The sequence below is a fragment of the Providencia sp. PROV208 genome (assembly GCF_028479465.1).
Lineage (GTDB): Bacteria > Pseudomonadota > Gammaproteobacteria > Enterobacterales > Enterobacteriaceae > Providencia > Providencia alcalifaciens.
Genome location: NZ_JAMPNS010000026.1, coordinates 1 through 16,572 on the forward strand (window position 1 = coordinate 1; position 16,572 = coordinate 16,572).

The window sequence follows — 16,572 nt, forward strand, 5'->3', positions numbered from 1 at the left end:
GATTAGCTAACGACTTACATAGTCAGCGGTCATTGATAATGAAGAATGCCCCACATGTTGGGGCATTTTTTTATTTTTTAAGTCTGAGTCGATAACTATTCGGACAGATAGCTTTCCATTACCATTCCTCCCGCGCCTTGCGCGACAATTTCATAGGAATCATTCGCGGGATAAATTCTGGGCTTAATATTGGGAAAAATAGAGAGTTTCTGTTCAATGGACTTTTTGGTCATGTCGAAGAAGTGGTTTTTTGGGGTTAGGGTTCCGCCACAAACCACGACATCGGCTTGGGTTATTAACACGGCGTTGGCAATCGCAATCCCATAGTAATAAGCCGCTTCCTCAAGTGCTTCAAGGCACACTTCATCATTCTGAGCGAGAGCTTGGAAAATAGTGTGGTAGTTAATTTCAGCTTCGGATGTGACGAGTTGGTTAATGACTGATGGTTTGCCAAGTCGAAGGTGCTGGATGACGCGTGATTTGATCGCCTGCAAAGAACTGTACTGTTTTAAACAGCCAAATGAGCCGCATTCACAACGCTGCCCATTGATATCAATTGTGATGTGTCCAAAAGCTTGCGCTGTACTAATTGGCGTCGGAGCGTATTGGTTATTGATGATAGTTGAACTACGAATATCAGTATCACAGGTTGTGAATAGGAAACGTTGGCTATTCGCTGAATAACGTAACCGGTATTCTGCAAAAGCCGCAAAACTGATCCCACTCCCTAATAGAACGAAGCATGGAACACGCTGTGTAATATATTGATAAAGCTCTTGGATTCTTTCTTTGTAGTGGGAATAAGGCACTTTATCGCGCTCTAAAATATGGTCGATGGCAATGCCTATCCCCAATATCTTCTGAGTATCCAATTGATGCTCAGCGAGGAGGTCATCAACGTTATCTAGCAAGTGGTTGAGCATATTTTCGGCAGTTTCAAGATGCTCGTACTTGATTTTGACCTTACCAATAATGTCTAGCTTCAGGTTTTGCAGGACAATCGTAGAGTAAATATCACTCATTTCAATACCCACAAGATAACCATCCGCAGGATTCACGCTGTACAGAATCGGTTTGCGTCCCCCCGTCGATTCTCCGAGCTCAGAGGTCGAGATCAATTGGCACTTACTGAGTTCATCAAGCAATCTGGCACAAGTCGCTGGCTTCATGTTGGCGAGGGACGTCAACATTTCCGCCCTGATTGGCCCGTGGTTGAGGATCAGTCGGTACAGCGTTTTGAGTTTTTGCGTTTTGGAATTTTTAGATGTGCGAAATTCATTCAATAAACGGTGTAACAAGTTCTCCCCCTCCTATTTATATTCGTGATGAACCAAGCCATGCTGGCTTTTATCAAGATTAACAGATTCACATGATGAGTACTTTAACAGATATCATGTTTATCAACATTTTCTCAAAATGAGATTAAGATCGCGGTTAGATTTTTCAATTACGTTATTATCCCAATCATATTCATTATTTGATTTGATTGCGGAGCGCATTATGCACAACACCAAAGATATTTTAGAAAGCTTGAGTTTTATCCAATCTCGTACAGACGTAAAACCTACCGTTGGGATCATTTTAGGTTCAGGCTTAGGTCCATTTGCCGATACGTTAGAGAATGCGGTGCATATTCCTTATAGCGAGATCCCTCATTTTGCTAAGTCTGAAGCAGTGGGCCACGCAAACGAGTTAGTGATTGGAACGATTGCGGGCAAAAATGTCGTGGCGATGAAAGGTCGCTTCCATTACTACGAAGGTTTTTCGCTGGATCAAGTAACGTTTCCTGTGCGTTTAATGAAAGCATTGGGCGTTGAAAAATTGATTATCACTAACGCATGCGGTGCCGTGAATACTGAGTTTAACCCAGGCGACCTAATGGTAATTACAGATCATATTAACCTGACAGCGAATAACCCATTAATGGGACCAAATAATCCAGAACTGGGTGTACGTTTCCTTGATGTCAGCGAAGTGTACAACAAAGAGCTGCGTCAAACGATTTTAGATGTCGCGAAGGAGCAAGGCGTATCTCTGCGCCAAGGCGTGTACGCATGGTGGACGGGTCCAACCTATGAAACTCCAGCAGAAATTCGCATGATCAGAACCCTTGGTGCTGATGCGATAGGTATGTCTACAGTGCCTGAAGCACTAGTGGCGCACCATTCTCAGATTAAAACGGTGGGTATTTCCTGCCTGACGAACATGGCATGCGGCATTTTAGAACAACCACTGAGCCATGATGAAGTGATTGAGACTGCTGAAAAAGTGAAGGCGACCTTCTTAAAATTAGTGACTGGTGTCATCGAGCGCTTCTAACGTAATTTCAAGTTACTTAATCTCAAATTAATAGAAAGACAGTGCGGGAGCGGTTTTCCTTTAGGGCGTTATCGTCAAGCTGAGAATGTCACCCGCCAAACTTACTTCAAACGGAGCCTAGTATGAATATTAAGTCTCGTTTAAAGGTCATGCTTTTTCTGCAATATTTTGTTTGGGGAAGTTGGCTGGTGACATTGGGTGCCTACATGATGAAAACTCTGAGTTTTTCAGGGGCTGAAGTCGGTATGGTCTATAGCTCTAAAGGGATTGCCGCTATTTTAATGCCCGGCTTAATTGGCATTATTGCGGATAAATATATTCCCGCAAATCGGTTGTACATGATTTGTCATGTGATTTGCGCAGGTTCTCTATTTTATGCCGCGACAGTCACGGATTCTTCCGTCATGTTCTGGGTGATGTTAATCAACGCCATGGCATTTATGCCAACCATTGCGCTGTCTAACACCATCAGCTACTCCTCGTTAAGCCAATATCAGCTAGATTCTGTTGCGAATTTTCCACCAATCCGTGTGTTTGGGACAGTTGGATTTATTGCGGCGATGTGGAGTATCAGCTTATTAAAATTTGAGCTAAGTAGTATGCAGCTGTATGTGGCAGGCTGTTGTTCATTACTGTTAGCGCTGTATTCTTTCACATTACCCAAAATCGCAGTCAATAAGCAGGCGATCACTACAAGCTGGATGAGCAAGCTTGGGTTAGATGCGTTAGTGCTATTTAAAAAGCCGATTATGGCAGTATTTTTCCTGTTTGCGATGTTGTTGGGTGCAGTGCTGCAAATCACCAATACTTTTGGTAGTCCGTTCCTGCATGATTTTGCACGTAACCCACTGTATCAAGACAGTTTAATTGTGCAATATCCATCGATTTTATTATCGGTTTCCCAAATGGCAGAAGTGGCGTTCATTCTAGCCATTCCATTCTTCTTGAAACGATATGGAATTAAAGCCGTCATGTTGCTCAGTATGCTAGCGTGGACATTACGGTTTGGTTTCTTCGCATTTGGCGACCCATCGACGATTGGTTTGATGTTCTTAATCATGTCGATGATTGTGTATGGTTGTGCGTTCGATTTCTTTAATATCTCCGGTTCTATTTTTATTGAGCAGGAAGTTGACCATCGTATGCGTGCCAGTGCTCAAGGTCTGTTTATGACTATGGTCAATGGGGTTGGCGCATACTTTGGCGCGATATTGAGTGGGTTGGTCGTCGATTACTTTAGTGTGGATGGAGTGAAGGATTGGCAATCAATTTGGCTGGTATTCTCGTCTTATACGGTCATTTTAGCGGTGATTTTCTACTTCTCATTTCACTATAAGCATCAGCGAGAAAAACCGTTGCAGGTCGCAAAATCGATCTAACTGTTGAGTTTGATTGAATAAAAAAAGCCAGCGAATATGCTGGCTTTAAGTTGTTCTAAAAATTGATAAATCTATTCACTGATCCAGTGACTCAAATGTACGTAGTGACTGGATTCAGTGGGACCCCATTGGGTACAGATTCAATTGAATACCCCCAAAAAATCGAACAAATAATGTTCACCTTGAGACCCTTGTAAGGGTTCCCTTTGCCACCGCTTTTGTGTTAATACTGGTAGCCATCGACCTGATGGTTGCAGGATATGATATAGACAATATTACCTATAAGTAGCAGGATATAGCAGTTACACTTACTGAATGGTTTATTATGTTATTAAATGACGAAAAAATAGGGAGAGATCAGTTTAAAGGGACGAGCATCAAAGATGCAGTGTTTTCAAACTGTGATTTTTCAGGCGCTGATTTGACGGATACCGAGTTTCTCAATTGTAGGTTCTATGATAGAGATACTCAAAAAGCGTGCCGTTTTAACCGTTCAATTTTAAAAGATGCCAGCTTTAAAAATTGTGATTTATCCATGGTAGATTTTAGGCATTCACAGGCCCTTGGATTAGAAATCCGAGAGTGTCTTGCTCAAGGGGCTGATTTTCGCGGTGTCAGTTTTATGAATTTGATTACGGCGAAAACATGGTTTTGCTCTGCATATATCACAAAATCGAATCTGAGTTATGCGAATTTTTCTGGGGTTATCTTAGAGAAATGTGAGCTGTGGGAGAATCGCTGGCACGAAACAACGGTTATAGGATCAGTTTTTAGGAATTCAGATCTTTCAGGTGGAGAATTTTCTTCATTTAATTGGAGTGATGCAGATTTTACGGGTTGTGATTTAACGAATTCACAGCTTGGGGCTTTAGATATTAGACGAGTGGATTTTAGTGGCGTTAAGTTAAACGAAGATCAAATCTTTCATTTAATAGATAGTCTCGGCATCATCGTTGTAAGTAACAGTTGACGATAGTGTTATCTCGGTGATGGGCCTTAGCGGCACACGCGAATCACGCACTTTTATGCTTCACTCTGCCATATACTGAGAGTAAAAAGCCAGCAAATACAGGGTATCGGCTGGCTTTTTAATGTGCTCTGATTTACTGCAAAGTATTACTCAATGTTTTGAATTTGCTCGCGCATTTGCTCGATCAATACTTTGAGTTCAACAGCAGAGTTAGTGACTTCACTATTAATCGATTTAGACGCGAGGGTATTTGACTCACGGTTAAACTCTTGCATCATGAAATCAAGGCGGCGACCGCTAGCTTCTTTCTTCTTCAGAATATTACGCGTTTCTTTAACGTGAGCTTCCAGTCTGTCTAATTCTTCAGCCACATCGACACGTTGTGCCAATAAAATCAGCTCTTGTTCTAGACGATTGTTTTCTAATTGGATACCCGCTTCGTCTAATTTACTTTGCAGACGTTCACGCTGCCACTGTAGGATTTCTGGCATATGTTGGCGAACTTTGGCAACTTCGACTAAAACGCCATCTAAACGCTGTTCAATGAGACTATGCAGTGCAGCACCTTCGGCTTCACGGCTCTGAATAAAGGCATCGATAGTTTCATCTAAACCCGCCATCAGCTGTTCACTGATAGCATCTAAATCTTGTTCACCCGCAGACATCACGCCAGGCCAACGTAAAATTTCTAATGGGTTAATTTCACCTTCGTGGCTGTAATTTTTCACCCAGTTAGCAGCGCTAATCAGCTGGCGAGCTAAATCTTCATTGAGCAGTAACTCACCACGGTGAGCACCATCTAAGTCAAAACGTAGGTTACATTCGACTTTACCACGGGTTAGACGGGAACGAAGGCGTTCACGGATAACTGGCTCTAAGCTGCGAAATTGCTCGGGTAAACGGATATAGGTTTCTAAATAACGCTGGTTTACGGAACGCAGCTCCCAAGCCGCATTCCCCCATTCACCCTTGATATCACGGCGGGCAAAAGCAGTCATACTACGGATCATAATTCGTTCCTATCATTCATTAAGATAACAGGATTATAGCGCTATGACGGATGACAGGATAGGCATTATCCGATTAACAACGTATAATACGTGCCAATTTGAGTTGATAACGGAGATAACACCATGCGCCCAGCAGGTAGATTAGCAGATCAGATGCGTCCTATAAAAATTACGCGTAATTATACAAAGCACGCAGAAGGCTCTGTTCTTATTGAGTTTGGCGACACGAAGGTGTTATGTAATGCAACGGTTGAGGAAGGCGTTCCGCGTTTTCTAAAAGGTCAGGGGCAAGGTTGGATTACCGCAGAATATGGCATGTTACCTCGTGCAACCAATTCTCGTAATCAACGTGAAGCGGCAAAGGGTAAACAAACAGGTCGTACGATGGAAATTCAACGACTGATCGCGCGTTCATTACGTGCTGCGGTCGACCTGAAAAAACTCGGAGAGTACACCATTACTTTAGACTGTGATGTTATCCAAGCGGATGGTGGTACACGTACTGCATCTATTTCAGGAGCTTGTGTCGCATTAGTCGATGCCCTGAATAATATGGTTGCTCAAGGTAAATTAGCAAAAAGCCCACTGAAATCTATGGTTGCAGCGGTATCGGTTGGTATCGTAGGGCAAGAAGGCTTATGTGATCTTGAGTATGTGGAAGATTCCGCCGCAGAAACCGATATGAACGTGGTGATGATGGAAGATGGTCGCATGATTGAGGTACAAGGTACCGCAGAAGGTGAGCCGTTCAGCCATGAAGAGTTACTCGAACTACTCGCTCTCGCGAAGACGGGGCTAGACACCATTTTCGAAGCTCAGCGAGAAGCGCTGAAATAGATTTATGATTGAATAGGCGGCTGAAAAGTCGCCTTTTTTATGTCCGCTGTTTATTGATTAAGTTGCTTACTGATAAAGATAAACCGTGAAAGTAGTTCTAATAAAAAAGACCAATATTAATTAATGAGGAGAATGACCAATGAAAGCCTATCAGCGCGATTTTATTGAACTTGCCATGAAAAAACAGGTACTAAAATTTGGTGAGTTTACGCTGAAATCAGGTCGTAAAAGCCCCTATTTCTTTAACGCGGGGCTATTTAATACAGGGCGTGACTTGGCTCTTGTGGGTCGTTTTTATGCACAAGCATTAAAAGAGAGTGCGATTGAGTGTGATGTGATTTTTGGTCCCGCTTATAAAGGGATCCCTATTGCAACAACAACGGCAGTGGCGTTAGCAGAACATCACGATATCGATATGCCATATTGTTTTAATCGTAAGGAAGCGAAAGATCATGGGGAAGGCGGCACATTAGTGGGTAGTCCATTACAAGGGCGCGTTGTAGTTGTTGATGATGTTATTACCGCTGGCACGGCAATTCGTGAGTCGATGGAAATTATCAAACAACAAGAAGCCACCTTAAATGGTGTGTTGCTGTGCTTGGATCGTCAAGAAAAAGGAAAAGGGGAAATTTCTGCGGTGCAGGAAGTTGAGCGTGATTATGGGTGTAAAGTGTATTCGATCATCACAATGAGCGATTTAATCACGTATTTAACCGAAAAAGAAGATATGCAACAGCATCTTGCTGCGATGAAAGCGTATCGTGAGCAGTATGGTATTTAATTGAAAAAAAGCCCTCGCCCAATAACGGGCGGGGTGAGTAGTATAAATAAGTGGTTATTGTAGCTGAGCCAAAATTAAAGGCCAGCGAGCTTCAAATTCTACCGTTGGACGGTAACGAAACTCAGAACGCACAAAGCGCGACAGCATACCTTCACAGAAGGCTAATAGTTGAGAAGCTAATAATGATTCGTCATGGATAAAACCATGCCCATCACGGATTTTTTTCTCTTTTAGGACTTGTCGCAGCTGCGATTCTATACGTTCGAATAATTGGTTAATGCGCCCTTGCAGTCTATCTTGCTCGAACATGAGCGCATGCCCTGTCATTATACGCGTTAATCCAGGGTTTTTCTCTGAGAAACCTAAAATTAGCGCTAAAACCAATTTAATTCGGACAAGTGTATCTTTTTCATCCGCTAAAATCAGATTGATGCGTGAAACGAGTGAATCTTCAATAAACTCAATTAGGCTGTCGAACATCTTCATTTTACTTGGAAAATGACGATATAACGCCGCTTCTGAAACACCCACCGCTGCAGCGAGTTTTGCCGTTGTAATACGCTGGCTACCGTCGCTACTTTCTAACATTAACGCAAGAGCCTGTAAAATCTCATCACGTCTGTTACGTTTTTGTATTGTATTCTCTGCCATGTCTGATAAGACCCCTGCTAAAACAGCAAGACAAACTATCCAAAATTTCGCTCTGAGTAAAGTCACCCTCAGAATAAAACAGGTTTAAAATATGTAGAGATTATAACCAAATCTAAACAGCTCACGAGATAAGAAACACCGTAATGATTGTTTTTATTCACAAATATAGGCGTTTTTAGAGCGCCTATATTCGGTATTTCAGCGTGAATTGGTTTGACTTATTGGCGACCAGAGTGACCGAAACCACCTTCACCACGCTCTGTTGCATCAAAATCATCCACAATATTAAATTGTGCCTGAACAACAGGAACGAATACCATTTGTGCCATACGTTCACCTGGTTCAACGGTGAAAGCTTTGTCACTGCGGTTCCATACTGACACCATTAACTGACCTTGGTAGTCTGAGTCGATTAAACCCACTAAATTTCCCAGAACAACACCATGCTTATGACCCAGCCCTGAACGTGGCAGGATCACGGCAGCAAGTTGCTCATCAGCGATATGGATAGCCAAACCCGTTGGGATCAATTCAGTTTGACCTGGCGCTAAATCGATAGGTGCATCAAGGCATGCACGTAAATCTAAACCCGCAGAGCCAGTGGTTGCGTAAGTTGGCAGTGGAAACTCGTTCCCAATACGGGGATCAAGAATTTTCAGATCGATTTTTTTCATAACGTTGAAGTATCTCATCAAGTAAATGGTGGCTTAATTCAATTTTACTACTGTGTGGTAAACGAACATCACCGAAAGCATCAAACAGATGTAATGCGTTGTTATCACTATTAAAACCATTATCTGCTAGGGAAACGTCATTAGCACAAATTAAATCAAGTTGCTTTTGTTGGCGTTTTTGTCGTGCATACTCATCGACATTTTGGGTCTCTGCAGCGAAACCAACCACATAAGGTCGATTTTGCGTTAACTTCCCGACACTCGCCACAATATCAGGATTTTTTACAAGGGTAATGGAGACTTCATCACCTTGTTTTTTAATTTTATTTTCAGCAACGGTTTTGGCGCGGTAATCGGCTACGGCCGCACAGCCAATAAAGATATCTTGCTGATGAATCGATTGGTGCACTTGCTCATACATCTCAAGGGCACTGATAACATTAACTCGATTTACACCATTTGGTGTTGCAAGGTTAACGGGGCCTGCAACCAGAGTGACGTTCGCTCCGCGAGCACTTGCCGCTTGTGCGATGGCAAAACCCATTTTTCCAGAGCTATGGTTACTAATAAAACGCACAGGATCTAAATCTTCACGGGTTGGACCTGCCGTGATCATGATTGAAATCCCTTGTAGATCTAAATGTGGCTGGAAATACTGACTTGCTAATTTCACAATAGCGAGTGGGTCTATCATGCGCCCAGGACCTACATCACCACATGCTTGGCTACCTTCGTCGGGCCCCCATATCATAAACTGGCGTTGTTGCAGTCTGATTAAATTATCTTGGGTTGCCGCCGCGCGGTACATTTGTTGGTTCATTGCGGGAACGACCGCAATAGGAGCAGAAGATGCAAGGCAAACCGTTGTGAGTAAATCATTCGCCATACCCGCACTGAGTCTAGCGATTAGGTCCGCAGTGGCTGGCGCTAAAATAATTATATCAGCCCATTTTGCCAATTCAATGTGACCCATTGCGGCTTCAGCTGCAGGGTCTAGCAAATCGTCAGCGACCGGATAACCGGATACCGCTTGCAAAGTAAGAGGCGTAATAAACGCTTTTGCCGCAGGTGTCATCACAACACGTACAGATGCTCCTTCATCACGCAGTCGGCGAGTGAGCTCTGGAATTTTATACGCGGCTATTCCGCCACTAATACCGAGAACAATTCTCTTACCTAATAATGAGTTAACGGAATTTTGCTGAGTCATGGTCTCTGTCCGATTTGGTCAACATGGGGGGCATCTTACCATATCAATGAGCTTGGTGAGAGAGCCGATTTTGTATCCCTATGCTATTTTTGCGAAGCGCTACGCAAAGGACAGCTTAGACGATTGTCGTTAGCGAATTCGTTAGCTAAAAAGAGGGCAACGACGCGAAAGGAGGCTAGTCGATGCATGAATACACGGAGCTTTTACCGCGAGAAAAAATGCTCGCATACGGCGCTGCTTCATTATCAGATACAGAGCTATTAGCAATTTTCTTACGTACAGGAACGCGAGGGGAACCTGTTTTACAACTTGCTCAACGTTTACTTCATGAGTTTGGTTCACTCTATTTATTAGTGCAAGCTGACTATAAGAAGTTAATTGAATGCAAAGGCGTAGGAAATTGTAAATTGACGCAATTGCAAGCTGCGAGTGAATTGGCGAAGCGCTGTTTCTCAATGCAAGTGTTGTGCACGGATATCATGAATAATCCTAATGCACTGAAATCTAAGCTACTTGAGTTATTCTCAGGTCAGGAGCGTGAGGTGTTTATGGTGCTATTTCTCAATAACCAACATCAGGTTATTTGTCATGAAGAAATGTTTAAAGGAACGTTCAATCGTGTTGAAGTTCACCCGCGGGAAATTCTTCGGCTTGCAATGAGAATGAATGCGAGTGCGATAGTGCTTGCCCATAATCATCCGTCTGGTAATCCGGAACCCAGCATGGCAGACAAGTATGTGACTGAGCAAATTCAAGGTGCTTGCGACGTGATGGGGATTAAATTACTCGATCATTTTGTCGTTGGACACAAATCTTGTATCTCATTTGCTGAGCGTGGATGGCTGTAAAATCATTTTTTTGACTAAAAAATGACAACTTTTGCTGTGTTGGGCTTGAGTGAAAACGATTGAAAGCGTATACTACGCCACCTTTAAGGATCTCGGGTTTGACGAGAAGAGCCTATCTCAGTAAATTTTTTTGCTAAGATAAATACATTTTGTTGATCACTTAAAAGTTTGCTGAGATGGGCTCCTAAGCCTGACGAGGCAGTCAAGCCCAGAACAAAAAAGCTCGAGCTGATTAGATTTTTGGAGAATAGACATGTCACGAGTCTGCCAAGTTACCGGCAAGCGTCCAATGAGCGGTAACAACCGTTCACACGCATTAAACGCGACCAAACGTCGTTTTTTGCCAAACCTGCACTCTCACCGTTTCTGGGTTGAGTCTGAGAAACGTTTCGTAACACTGCGTGTATCTGCTAAAGGTATGCGTGTTATCGATAAAAAGGGTATTGATGCTGTTCTAGCTGAACTGCGTACCCGCGGTGAGAAGTACTAAGGAGCTAAAAAATGGCTAAAGGTATTCGCGAGAAAATCAAGCTGGTTTCTTCTGAAGGTACAGGTCACTTCTATACCACTACGAAGAACAAGCGCACAATGCCAGAAAAACTGGAACTGAAAAAATTCGATCCAGTTGTTCGTAAGCATGTGATCTACAAAGAAGCAAAAATCAAATAATTTTGTTTCTGCGTACGAAGAACCCAGCTTAGGCTGGGTTTTTTTTTGCCAAAAATTAGCGATAAAATGGCTATCCATTGGGATATTGATTAAAAGCTATAACCGTTAATCTGAACGTAGTAACATATTCAGTATTCATGGAATTAATAACGCATTTTATTGTCAAATATCCATATCAATTTATCTATAGACCTGATTAAGAGCGCCTGGTGAAAAAACAGTACAAAAAAATTCTTGTGATCAAGATGCGATTTCATGGTGACATGCTACTGACGACGCCTGTTATCAGCTCATTGAAGCAAAATTATCCTGATGCTCAGATTGATGTTTTACTTTATCAGGACACAATTCCTATCTTATCGGAAAACCAAGAAATCCATACGCTATATGGTATGAAAGGTAAAAAAAGTGGCGGGCTCAGTAAAGCCTGTAACTTTTTAAGCTTACTGTTTAAATTACGTCGTAATCAGTATGACTTGGTCGTTAACCTTGCTGATCAGTGGATGGTTTCACTACTGGTTCGCGCGATTCCCGCTACAACGAAGATTTCCCATGATTTTGGGCATCGCGATTCAAAATTTTGGCGAAATAGCTTCACGCATCTGACTCCTCCTGAAGGGGAGCATGTTGTTTTAAATAATCTTTCTGTATTAAAGCCGTTAGGAATCCAAGAATTTAACACAGACCTAACCATGTCTTATACGGAAGAAGATTGGAAAAAAATTGACCAACGGTTGCTCGATCTTGGGGTGCACAGTAGCTACGTAGTGATTCAACCTACAGCACGGCAAATCTTTAAATGTTGGGATAATGAAAAATTCTCGGCGGTGATTGACGCATTGCAGTCTCGTGGATATCAAGTTGTACTAACGTCAGGTCCAAGCAAAGAAGACTTAGCGTGCGTGAATGAAATAGCCAACAATTGCCAAACGAAGCCAACAACTGAGTTGGCGGGTAAAACATCATTTCCTGAATTAGGGGCATTAATTGCTCACGCCGCACTTTTCATTGGCGTTGATTCTGCGCCGATGCATATTGCGGCAGCAGTGAAAACTCCAATTGTTTGCTTGTTTGGTGCGACAAACCATGTTTTTTGGCGTCCATGGAGTGACAATGTGGTGAAATTCTGGGCTGGCGACTACGAAAAAATGCCGCCAAGAGATGAGTTGGATCGCAATAAAAAATACCTTTCGGTGATCCCAGCTTGTGATGTGATTGATGCAACAGAAAAAATGCTACCGATGAATATGCGTTCAATGATGGGAAGGTATTAGTATGGTATTGGCATTCTGTCTGTATAAATATTTCCCATTCGGTGGGTTACAACGGGACTTTTTACGTATTGCGACAGCGTGCCAAGCTCGCGGGCATCACATTCGCGTTTATACCCAATCATGGGAAGGTGAACGACCGGAACAGTTTGAAATTGTTATTGTTCCTGTTAGTTCAGGCACTAACCATGGTCGGAATCGGCAATATTATGAATGGGTGATGGCAGATCTGAAGCAACATCCTGCAGATAGGATTGTTGGTTTTAATAAAATGCCAGGATTAGATGTTTATTTTGCTGCGGATGTTTGTTACGCGCAAAAAGTCGCGGAAGAGAAAGGGTTTTTCTATAAGTTGACTCCACGTTATAAACATTACGCTGCGTTTGAAAAAGCGGTCTTCCAAAAAGGTCAGCCAACCCAGCTAATGATGCTGACCCCTCATCAAATTGCTCATTTTGAAAAGCATTATGGTACTGAAACTGAACGTTTTCATATGCTTCCCCCTGGCATTGCCATTGACCGAAAATATGACCAGCAAATTGCCGATGCGAAGCGTATTTATCGAGAAAAAAATCAAATACCTGATTCCGCTTTTTTATTACTTCAAGTGGGATCTGATTTCAAACGTAAAGGGGTTGATAGAACCCTTAAAGCAATGGCAGCACTGCCAGAAAGCATCAGAAATAACACATTGTTGATGGTTGTTGGACAAGATAAACCTGCTAAGTATAAGAAACTCGCGGAAAGCTTAGGGATTGCAAAACAAGTGTCATTTTTTAGCGGGCGCAATGATATCGCTGAGTTAATGGCAGCTGCTGATTTATTAATGCATCCAGCTTATCAAGAAGCGGCAGGAATCGTACTTCTTGAGGCCATTGTGGCTGGATTACCGATTATTGTGACCGAAGTGTGTGGTTATGCATCATTTATCAATAAAGCGCAATGTGGCGTAGTGATAGCAGAGCCGTTCGAACAGTCTATTTTAAATCAGTCACTATGCGATAGTTTGCAAGATACTCAGAAACTGGTTCAATGGGCAAACAACGCAAAATATTATTCAGATACAGAAGATCTGTATAGTTTACCGGAAAAAGCGGCCGATATTATTTTAGGATGCTCTAATGGTTGAGTTAAAAGCGCCTTTTAACGAATTATGGAAAGATAAAGACCCGTTTGCTGAGACAGACAAACTGGATGGTGAAGTTTTTCGCGCATTAGAAACACGTCGAACGCTACGTTTTCAGCTCGATGATAAAAGCTATTTTATTAAGATCCACTACGGTACGACACTAAAAGAAGTTTTGAAGAATTTATTTTCATTCCGTTTACCTGTGTTAGGTGCAGACCGTGAGTGGAATGCTATTCATCGATTAACTGAAGCCGGCGTTGATACAATGAACGGGCGAGCTTTCGGGCAAAAAGGTTGGAATCCACTTCGCCGTCATTCATTTATTATCACTGAAGATTTAACGCCGACAGTGAGCTTAGAAGATTACTGCGCTAATTGGGTCACTCAACCGCCTAAATTCAAAACTAAGCAAATGTTGATCCAGCGAGTCGCTGAAATGGTACGTAAGATGCATAGCATCGGTATTAACCATCGCGACTGCTATATCTGCCATTTCTTACTGCATTTACCGTTTACGGAAAATCAGCAAGATTTAAAAATTTCAGTCATTGATTTACATCGTGCACAGTTAAGGTCTTCAGTCCCTACCCGTTGGCGAAATAAGGATTTGATTGGGCTATACTTTTCTTCATTAGAAATCGGTTTGACGCAGCGCGATATTTTCAGATTTATGAAGATTTATTTTGATCTGCCGTTAAAAGAGATACTAAGTAAAGAATCTAGTTTGATGGCTGAAGCAAAAAGTAAGGCAAAGCGAATTAAAGAAAGAACTGAAAAACGCGGCTTGTAATTAAAATTCGGTATGGAACATAGGCATGGTAATTAATTTTGATGGTATGGTAAAAAAAACAATTCCGATTGGAAATATCGAGATAGATGATTCGTCATGCCAGCATGTTGCATATGGGATTGATCATAATTTTTTGTATGGTAGCGGCGTCTCGATTGTATCTTTATTGATGCATAATCCACACATTCAGTTTGCATTTCATATCTTTATTGATAATTCAATGAGTGACGAAGATATCGCTAAATTTGCTGAAATTTGTCACTTATATAATACAAAAATTACGATTTATTTTATTGATTCAAATAACGTTAAAAAGCTACCTACGACCAAAAACTGGACTCATGCTATCTATTTTAGATTTATTATCGCAGAATATTTTAAGGATAAAATAGATTATTTACTTTATCTCGATGCAGATGTGGTCTGTAACCGTAATATCGATGAGCTCCTAAGCCATAACTTATTGGGTTATATTGCGGCGGTTGTTCCTGAGCGAGATAAGGTCTGGTGGCAAAAAAGAGCCGATTCATTAGGTTTCCCATCTGTATCGAAAGGCTATTTTAATAGCGGCGTCATGTATATAAATCTACGGACGTGGAAAACGAACAATGTAACAGAAAAATCGATGGCGTTACTGATGGATAACGAGGTTAGCCATAGACTGGTTTATCCTGACCAAGACGTGCTAAATATCTTATTAACGGATAGTGTATTATTTATTAGTTCTATTTTTAATACTCAATTTAGCTTGAACTACGAGTTAAAAAAGAGTTTTGATTTTCCCGTAAAACGAACTACTGTATTTATTCATTATGTGGGCCCAACAAAACCGTGGCATGAGTGGGCTAATTATGAGACAGCGCAACCATTTTTAGAGGCGAGGGCTGTCTCTCCATGGCGAAATGTACCATTGCTTAAAGCAAAAAGCAGCAATCATCTACGGTATTGTGCAAAGCATAATATTAATCAAAGAAAGTATTTTTTTGCTTTCAAAAATTATATGGCATATTTTTTTAGTAAAATATAAGTAGGTATTTACGTGAACTTAATAAAAGAAAAAATCGAGTTGGGAGCACAAAATGGTGCTGCTGAACTAAATATTGCCTATGGTGTAGATAAAGGATTTTTATTTGGTTCTGGTTTATCTATGAACTCAATTATTATTAATAATTCAGATATCAAGCTAAAATTCCATCTATTTACTGATTATATGAATGATGAATTTTTATCTAAATTAGAAAAATTAACATTAAATGAGAATGTTAATATCGATATTTACATCATTAATGCGGATGAACTAAAAAAACTACCAATATCTCATGTTTGGTCTTACGCGACCTATTTCAGATTCTTTATTTTTGATCATTTATGTGAAACATTATCATCTATTTTATATTTGGATGCAGATGTCTTTTGTAAAGGCAGCTTGAGAAAATATATAGATATTGCTTTTAATGGAGAGTATGCAGCTGTTATTCCGGATGTACCAAACATGCAGATTTCTTGTGTTGACCGTCTTTCTATGCCTCAGCTAAAAGATAAATATTTTAATGCTGGCGTTATTTTTCTGAATCTAAAAGTTTGGGATAAAAATAAATTCACTAAGCAGGCATTTAACCTGATTACGAATAACCACACAGGAAAGACATTAAAATATTTAGATCAAGATGCGTTAAATATCATATTTAATTGCCAGAATATTTATCTGCCAAGAGATTATAATTGCATTTATACTCTAAAGAATGAATTAGAACATAAGAATTATAAAGATTATATTACATCAGAAACTAAATTAATTCATTATACAGGGGCGACCAAACCTTGGCACTATTGGGCGGTTAATTACCCAGCAAGTCAAACGTTTAAAGTCGCTTTTGAAACATCACCTTGGAAAAATGATGAATTAGTTGATGCAAAGAAAAAACCAGAGTATCAAGAGAGATATAAACATGAATTTAATCAGAAGAAGTTTTTAACTGGAATTTCTAGCTTGATTAAATATAAAAAGTTTAAATAAAAATTAACGGTGGTGAT

General features: G+C 41.1%; 18 protein-coding genes. 13 read left to right on the plus strand and 5 right to left on the minus strand.

Annotated features, from left to right (window positions below):
- Positions 1 to 95: 95 nt before the first annotated feature.
- Positions 96 to 1,298: an ROK family protein gene (locus PR766_RS17060; protein ID WP_154635856.1), complete on the minus strand. Its 1,203-nt coding sequence runs from the start codon at positions 1,296 to 1,298 to the stop codon at positions 96 to 98.
- A gap of 202 nt (positions 1,299 to 1,500) precedes the next feature.
- Here PR766_RS17060 and PR766_RS17065 point away from each other — a divergent pair, with 202 nt between their 5' ends.
- From PR766_RS17065 to PR766_RS17075, 3 genes are all read left to right on the plus strand, one after another.
- A complete protein-coding gene (locus tag PR766_RS17065; protein ID WP_154635857.1) occupies positions 1,501 to 2,319 on the plus strand; it encodes a purine-nucleoside phosphorylase in 819 nt (272 codons plus the stop codon).
- A 122-nt stretch (positions 2,320 to 2,441) separates the two neighbouring features.
- Complete coding sequence (locus PR766_RS17070) at positions 2,442 to 3,698, plus strand: nucleoside permease (RefSeq protein ID WP_154635858.1); 1,257 nt, start codon at positions 2,442 to 2,444, stop codon at positions 3,696 to 3,698.
- 325 nt (positions 3,699 to 4,023) lie between these two features.
- Entirely contained in the window at positions 4,024 to 4,668 is a 645-nt protein-coding gene (locus tag PR766_RS17075; protein ID WP_154635859.1) for a Qnr family pentapeptide repeat protein, read from the plus strand.
- 146 nt (positions 4,669 to 4,814) lie between these two features.
- On the opposite strand, the gene PR766_RS17080 is transcribed toward PR766_RS17075, so the two are convergent.
- The gene (locus PR766_RS17080) at positions 4,815 to 5,678 is read right to left on the minus strand and encodes a YicC/YloC family endoribonuclease (protein WP_154635860.1); all 864 of its coding nucleotides are present in this window, start codon (positions 5,676 to 5,678) and stop codon (positions 4,815 to 4,817) included.
- Positions 5,679 to 5,801: 123 nt separating this feature from the next.
- Between PR766_RS17080 and rph the strand changes: the two genes are divergently transcribed.
- Both rph and pyrE read left to right on the plus strand, forming a co-directional pair.
- Positions 5,802 to 6,515: a ribonuclease PH gene (rph, locus tag PR766_RS17085; protein WP_006660589.1), complete on the plus strand. Its 714-nt coding sequence runs from the start codon at positions 5,802 to 5,804 to the stop codon at positions 6,513 to 6,515.
- A 139-nt stretch (positions 6,516 to 6,654) separates the two neighbouring features.
- Positions 6,655 to 7,296 (plus strand): orotate phosphoribosyltransferase, encoded by a 642-nt coding sequence (gene pyrE / locus PR766_RS17090; RefSeq protein ID WP_036979193.1) that lies wholly within the window; start codon positions 6,655 to 6,657, stop codon positions 7,294 to 7,296.
- Positions 7,297 to 7,350: 54 nt separating this feature from the next.
- Here the strand turns inward: pyrE and slmA are convergent, their stop codons facing one another.
- The 3 genes from slmA to coaBC form a co-directional block, all read right to left on the minus strand.
- The gene (gene slmA / locus PR766_RS17095; protein WP_006663233.1) at positions 7,351 to 7,947 is read right to left on the minus strand and encodes a nucleoid occlusion factor SlmA; all 597 of its coding nucleotides are present in this window, start codon (positions 7,945 to 7,947) and stop codon (positions 7,351 to 7,353) included.
- Positions 7,948 to 8,165: 218 nt separating this feature from the next.
- Positions 8,166 to 8,639, minus strand: coding sequence for a dUTP diphosphatase (gene dut, locus PR766_RS17100; RefSeq protein WP_181665331.1), 474 nt, complete (start codon positions 8,637 to 8,639; stop codon positions 8,166 to 8,168).
- Positions 8,593 to 9,831: a bifunctional phosphopantothenoylcysteine decarboxylase/phosphopantothenate--cysteine ligase CoaBC gene (coaBC, locus tag PR766_RS17105; RefSeq protein WP_154635861.1), complete on the minus strand. Its 1,239-nt coding sequence runs from the start codon at positions 9,829 to 9,831 to the stop codon at positions 8,593 to 8,595. The genes dut and coaBC overlap by 47 nt, the downstream gene beginning before the upstream one ends.
- Before the next feature lie 182 nt (positions 9,832 to 10,013).
- On the opposite strand from coaBC, the gene radC reads away from it, so the two are divergent.
- From radC to PR766_RS17145, 8 genes are all read left to right on the plus strand, one after another.
- Positions 10,014 to 10,679, plus strand: a complete 666-nt coding sequence (gene radC / locus PR766_RS17110; protein WP_154635862.1) for a RadC family protein — start codon at positions 10,014 to 10,016, stop codon at positions 10,677 to 10,679.
- 253 nt (positions 10,680 to 10,932) lie between these two features.
- Positions 10,933 to 11,169 carry a 50S ribosomal protein L28 gene (gene rpmB, locus PR766_RS17115; protein ID WP_004265123.1) on the plus strand — a complete coding sequence of 79 codons (237 nt, stop codon included), beginning with the start codon at positions 10,933 to 10,935 and terminating at the stop codon, positions 11,167 to 11,169.
- 11 nt (positions 11,170 to 11,180) lie between these two features.
- Positions 11,181 to 11,348 carry a 50S ribosomal protein L33 gene (rpmG, locus tag PR766_RS17120; protein WP_004265124.1) on the plus strand — a complete coding sequence of 56 codons (168 nt, stop codon included), beginning with the start codon at positions 11,181 to 11,183 and terminating at the stop codon, positions 11,346 to 11,348.
- 209 nt (positions 11,349 to 11,557) lie between these two features.
- The gene (rfaQ, locus tag PR766_RS17125) at positions 11,558 to 12,622 is read left to right on the plus strand and encodes a lipopolysaccharide core heptosyltransferase RfaQ (protein WP_036962530.1); all 1,065 of its coding nucleotides are present in this window, start codon (positions 11,558 to 11,560) and stop codon (positions 12,620 to 12,622) included.
- Between the two features lies 1 nt (position 12,623).
- Positions 12,624 to 13,748 (plus strand): glycosyltransferase family 4 protein, encoded by a 1,125-nt coding sequence (locus PR766_RS17130; protein WP_154635863.1) that lies wholly within the window; start codon positions 12,624 to 12,626, stop codon positions 13,746 to 13,748.
- Complete coding sequence (gene rfaP, locus PR766_RS17135; protein ID WP_154635864.1) at positions 13,741 to 14,538, plus strand: lipopolysaccharide core heptose(I) kinase RfaP; 798 nt, start codon at positions 13,741 to 13,743, stop codon at positions 14,536 to 14,538. Before PR766_RS17130 ends, rfaP begins: the two co-directional genes overlap by 8 nt.
- Positions 14,539 to 14,563: 25 nt before the next feature.
- On the plus strand, positions 14,564 to 15,565 hold the full coding sequence (locus PR766_RS17140) for a glycosyltransferase (protein WP_154630945.1): 1,002 nt from the start codon (positions 14,564 to 14,566) through the stop codon (positions 15,563 to 15,565).
- Between the two features lie 12 nt (positions 15,566 to 15,577).
- A complete protein-coding gene (locus PR766_RS17145) occupies positions 15,578 to 16,555 on the plus strand; it encodes a glycosyltransferase family 8 protein (protein ID WP_230086717.1) in 978 nt (325 codons plus the stop codon).
- Positions 16,556 to 16,572 lie beyond the last annotated feature (17 nt).